The organism is Streptomyces sp., from assembly GCF_050698815.1.
In the GTDB taxonomy this organism is placed as follows: domain Bacteria; phylum Actinomycetota; class Actinomycetes; order Streptomycetales; family Streptomycetaceae; genus Streptomyces.
In genome coordinates this window covers 1-5,577 of sequence record NZ_JBOHCV010000697.1, presented here as the reverse complement: position 1 = coordinate 5,577, position 5,577 = coordinate 1, and the positions used below count along the sequence as shown (strand labels likewise).

The window sequence follows — 5,577 nt, the reverse complement described above, 5'->3', positions numbered from 1 at the left end:
CCGGTGGGTGGTGGATGCCGGTCGTTACCGGTCCGGCATCCAGCCCAGCTGTACCAGCGGCGTCCCGCGCTTGCGGGAGACGAAGAAGCCCCGGCCGGGCGGCATGGGCCGTGCCCGTACGTTGCCGAGGATGTCACCCTCGGTTGGGTCGCCCGACAACACCACGCCCTGCGCCCCCAGTTCTTTGATGCGCTGGATGAAGGGCTCATACATCGCGCGGGATGCGCCGGCGGCGCTGCGGGCGATGATGAAGCGGACGCCGACGTCGCGGGCGAAGGGCAGGTGCTCCATCAGCGCCGACAGCGGGTTGCCGCTGGAGGTGGCGACCAGTTCGTAGTCGTCGACGATGATGAAGATCGTCGGCCCGGTCCACCAGCTCCGGTCGCGCAGCTGCTGCGGTGTGACGTCCGAGGCGGGCGCCCTGCGCTGCATCAGGTCCTTGAGCGCGTTCATGTGCGCCTCCATGGAGTTGGCCATGGGGGCGTACTCCAGCAGGTGCGATTCGGGGATCGCGCTCAGCAGCGAGCGACGGTAGTCGCCGACCACAATCTTCGCCTCGCCCTCGGCGTACCGCTCCGAGATCCGCTGGGCCAGCAGCCGCAGCAGACCCGTCTTGCCCGACTCGCTCTCGCCGAAGACCAGGAAGAAGGGGTCGGACTCGAAGTCGACGAAGACCGGCTCGAGGTTGTTCTCGTCGATCGCGAACGCGACGCCACGCTCCGGTTGTTCGTGGCCCTTCGGCAGCTGGTGCGCCGGCAGGTCGCGCGGCAGGAGCCGCACGGCCGGGGCCGACGGGCCCGACCAGTGGCGGGCCACTTCGGTGTTCATCGCCGCCGTGGCGTCGGAGATCTCGTCGTCCGAGTGGATGCTGTCGATGCGCGGGACGGCTCCCATGAAGTGCAGCTTGTCGGGGGTCTGGCCGCGGCCCGGCACGCCCGCCGGTACGTTCGCGGCGACCTTGCGGTCGAACTCGGAGTCCATCGTGTCGCCCAGTCGCAGCTCCAGGCGGTTCATCAGCTGGTCCTTGAGTGCTGCCCGGACCTCCATGCTGCGCGCGGCGGTGATGACGAGGTGGATGCCGTAGCCGAGACCGCGCGCCGAGATGTCGGTGACGAGCGGCTCCAGTCCCTCGTAGTCGTTCTTGAAGTTCGCCCAGCCGTCGATGACGAGGAAGACGTCACCCCACGGCTGGTCGGTGATCTCGCCACGCGCGCGACGCCGCCGGTAGGTGGCGATGGAGTCGATGCCGTTGGCGCGGAAGTACTCCTCGCGCTTGGTGAGGATGCCGTAGACCTCGGCGACCGTACGGCGCACCCGCTCCGGGTCGAGCCGGGAGGCGACGCCGCCCACGTGCGGCAGGTCCGCGACCGCCGACATGGAGCCACCGCCGAAGTCCAGCCCGTAGAGCTGGACTTCGTAGGGTGTGTGGGTCAGCGCGAACGACGAGATCAGCGTCCGCATCAGCGTCGACTTGCCCGACTGCGGGCCGCCGATGACCAGCATGTGGCCGGCCGCGCCGGAGAAGTCGCGGTAGAGCGGTTCGCGCCGCTGCTCGAAGGGCCGGTCCACCAGGCCGAGCGGGACGACGAGTTGTCCCAGGCGCGGGTAGTCGGGCTGGGTGAGGCCGCGGCCCTCGACGGGTGCGAGTCCCGGCAGCAGCTCGTCCATGGGGGCGCTGCTGTCCAGCGGCGGCAGCCAGACCTGGTGCGCCGGTGTGCCCTGGCCCTCCAGGCGGCGTACGACGACGTCCAGCACGGTGTCGGCCAGCGCGTCGTCGTCGGCGCTGCGGGGCGCCGGCACGGCCGCGGCGTTCGGATCCGGCGCCACCACCTGTACGGGTACGGGCGCGGCGGTGAACAGGACGGGCCGGCGGCCCGCGGGCAGCGGGCCGGACCTCAGCCGTTCGTCGCCGGAACCGGAGCGGTAGACGCCCGAGACGTACGCGGCCTTGAAGCGGGTCATCTCCTCCGTACCGAACTTCATCAGGCCGGAACCCGGTACGGACGGCAGGTGATAGGCGTCGGGCACGCCCAGCGCCGCCCGGGACTCTGCCGCGGAGAAGGTGCGCAGGCCGATGCGGTACGACAGGTACGTCTCCAGCCCGCGCAGCCGGCCCTCCTCCAACCGCTGTGAGGCGAGCAGCAGATGGACACCCAGCGAACGGCCGATACGGCCGATCTGGATGAACATGTCGATGAAGTCCGGCTTGGCGGTCAGTAGTTCGCTGAACTCGTCGATGACGAGGACGAGCGAGGGAATGGGGGAGAGGGGGGCACCGGCGGCCCGCGCCTTCTCGTAGTCGTGGATGTTGGCGTAGTTGCCCGCGTCGCGCAGCATCTCCTGGCGGCGGTTGAGTTCACCACGGATGGAGTCGCCCATCCGGTCCACGAGAGTGAGGTCGTCGGCCAGGTTCGTGATCACGGCCGCGACGTGCGGCATGTGCGCCATGCCGGCGAAGGTCGCGCCGCCCTTGAAGTCCGCGAGGACGAAGTTCAGGGTCTCCGAGGAGTGGGTCACGGCCAGTCCGAGCACGAGCGTACGCAGCAGCTCCGACTTGCCCGAACCGGTGGCGCCCACGCACAGTCCGTGCGGCCCCATGCCGTCCTGCGCGGCCTCCTTGAGGTCCAGCATCACCGGCTGGCCGTCCTCGCCGACGCCGATCGGGACGCGCAGGCGCTCCGCCACCGAGCGCGGGCGCCAGGTGCGGGAGACGTCGATGGAGGCGGCGTCGCCCAGATTCAGCAGTTCGGTGAAGTCCAGGTTCGCCAGCAGCGGTTCGTCGTCGTCGCCGCCCGAGCCCATCCGCAGCGGGGCGAGCTGCCGGGCCAGCGCCTCGGCGGCCTCCTGCGAGAGGACGTCCGGCGTGCCGTCGTAGACCAGGCCGTGCCCCGACTGCAGTTCCAGCGTGCCGGGGCGGACGACGACCGACAGGCCGCCGCGGATGTTCTCGATGTCACCCGGCACGACCTCGACGACCGTCACACCCTGCAGCCCCTCGGGGGCCGCGAGCATGGAGTCCGGCGGCACCATCGCGCCGTCCAGCACCACCAGCACGTGCGGCTGTTCCAGCAGCGGCTGGCCGGCCGCGTTGAAGCGGGGGCGGCCCTCCAGCCGGGCGGCCAGCATGTCCTCCAGCTCGGTCGCGTCGTCGGTGATCATCCGCCGGCTCCCGGCGCCGTCCGCCGAGTTCGGCGACTGCACGTGCGGAAGCCACTTCGCCCACTCCCACTTACGGGCCGCGCCACGGCCGGCCGCGATCGCGATCACGAGGTCGTCGGGGGAGTGCAGGGCGGCGAGCGAGCCCACCAGGGCACGGGCCGAGCCCTGTACGGACTCGGGCTCACCGCTGATCGTCATGTGGTAGAAGGCGCGCAGCGAGACCGCCATGGGCAGACCCTCGAGGGTGCCGTGCGTGTTGAGGAACTGGTGCATGGCGCCGGCGGTCAGCGGTTCGAGCTCGTCGACCGGCGCCGTCTCCGGTGCCACGAGCGGCGTCGCGAGCTGCTGCGCGCCCAGCCCGATCCGTACCTGCCCGAAGTCGTCGTCGCCCGAGCGCCGCTCCCATACCCGGCTGCCCTCGGCGACCAGCGACCACAGTTGGTCGGGGGAGGGGTGAAGATAGAACTGCGCGTCGCGCTGCTTGCGCGCGGTCTTCCGTACCCTGCGCCGGGTCTGCGAAAGGTACTTGAGGTAGTCGCGGCGCGTCTGCGCCATCTCTCCCTGGGTGCCCTTGCGGAAACGCACGATCATGGCGACGACCATGGCGACGGTCGAAACGGCCATGACCATGCCCATGATGCGCATGAACGGGGCGGCGCCAGGCATGAAGAAGAAGACCATCGAGCCGCCCATGCCCATCATGGGCAGGATCTGCATCAGCATCCCCTCCTGCTGCCCGCGGGGCAGTTCGGGCGGGGGCTCGAGCTGCAGTTGCTCGGCGGGTACGTCAGGCGGCAGAGCCCGTGGCGGACGCTTGACGACGATCTGGCTCACGTGGGCACCAATTCCCTCGTACGGACGGGACAATTCGATGCCGACGCCCCCGTGGCGACGGACTCCATCCGCGCGAGGTGATCCTACTTGCACTACGAGTTGGCGTGGAGCGGTAGGGTGACGCGCACTGCGTACACACCCGTGAATCGGCGCCTTTCCCGGTCCTCGACGGCCGAGAGACGGCGCACGTGTGAACGAGCCGTGTGTACTGCGTGTCCATTCTGCGCCCACGTGTCCAGTCGTCCCGTAAGCGGCGTGAGACGGCGAATGAGGGGGATTCACAGGTGAGTACGACGGCCTCTGCGACGGCCACCGGCCCGGGCGCCGGCGGCGGTTCCGGCGCCGCATCCGGAACCGGCTTCTGCCGGGTCACCATTGTCGCGCCCGACAGCCGTATCGACGTGGCGTTGCCCGAGGACATTCCGGTCGCCGACATCTACCCGGAAATCCTCCGCCTGTCCGGGCAGACCCCGGGTGAGGGCGCCCCCGTCGGTTATCACCTGGTGCGCCGCGACGGCACCGTGCTGGACAGTTCGCGGTCCTTCACCGCGCAGCGCATCTTCGACGGCGAGGTGCTCAGCCTGCGCCCGTTCGCCGAGTCGCTGCCGCCCGCCGTCTTCGACGACGTCTCCGACGCGGTCGCCTCGGCCGTCACCCGCGACCGCAAGCTGTGGGGTGACAGCCTGCTGCGCGGCGCCGGACTCGTCGGCGGCGGTGTGCTGTTGCTGCTGATGGGTTTCGTGCTGTGGTTCGCCGACCCGGACAAGCACGACATGCACAGCCTGCCGGGCATCCTCGCGGCCGTCGCCGGTGTGCTGCTGGTCGCCTTCGCGGCCGTACGGGCGCGGGTCTACGACGACCGGGTCTCCGCCATCGCGCTCGGGCTCGGCGCGATGCCGCACGTCATGATCGCCGGTTCCGGACTGCTGCCGCTGCCGGACGGCGAGGGCGTTGGGCGGCTGCAGTTCCTGCTCGGCTGCGTCGCCGTACTCATCGCCTCGGTCATCCTGATCGCCACGACACCCAACGGCGACGGCCCCTTCGTCGCCGTCGCCTTCACCGCCGTCGTCGGCACCCTCATCACCTTCATCGCGAGCATCACCGACATCAGGCCGGTCGAGACCGCGTCCATCTGTGTCCCCGTGGCGGTCGGAGCGGTGGCCTTCCTGCCCGGTCTCTCCGCCCGGTTCGCGCGGCTGCCCATCGGCTACGAGGCGCCCAGCACCTCCACGGTCGGCTACGACTCCGACCCCGACGCCGCCCCCGAGACCCGCGGCCCGGTCGACGCCGACCGCATAGCGGCCCAGGCCCGCCGCGGTCACGAGATGCTGATCGGCCTCGTCGGCGGCTGCGCGGCCGTGGTCGTCGCGGCCTCGGCGGTGCTCGGCTTCTCCGACTCCGGCTGGGGACAGCTGCTCGCCCTTGCCGCCGGCATCGCGATGCTGCTGCGCGCCCGCCTCTTCCGCTACACCTCGCAGGTCAGCTGCGCACTCGTCGCCGGCATCACGGTCATCGCGCTGCTCACACTCGGCCTGGCCCTCAACCCGCCGGCCGGCGTCATGCGGGAGATGCTCGCCGGTGAGG

2 protein-coding genes are annotated in these 5,577 nt (G+C 70.6%); one reads left to right on the top strand and one right to left on the bottom strand.

Annotated elements, in window-relative coordinates:
• Positions 1-24: 24 nt before the first annotated feature.
• Positions 25-3,993: a type VII secretion protein EccCa gene (eccCa, locus tag ACRDP3_RS24820; RefSeq protein WP_431519224.1), complete on the bottom strand. Its 3,969-nt coding sequence runs from the start codon at positions 3,991-3,993 to the stop codon at positions 25-27.
• 284 nt (positions 3,994-4,277) lie between these two features.
• Here eccCa and eccD point away from each other — a divergent pair.
• Positions 4,278-5,577: type VII secretion integral membrane protein EccD (gene eccD, locus ACRDP3_RS24815; RefSeq protein ID WP_431519223.1), on the top strand; the 1,300-nt coding region annotated here is incomplete at its 3' end.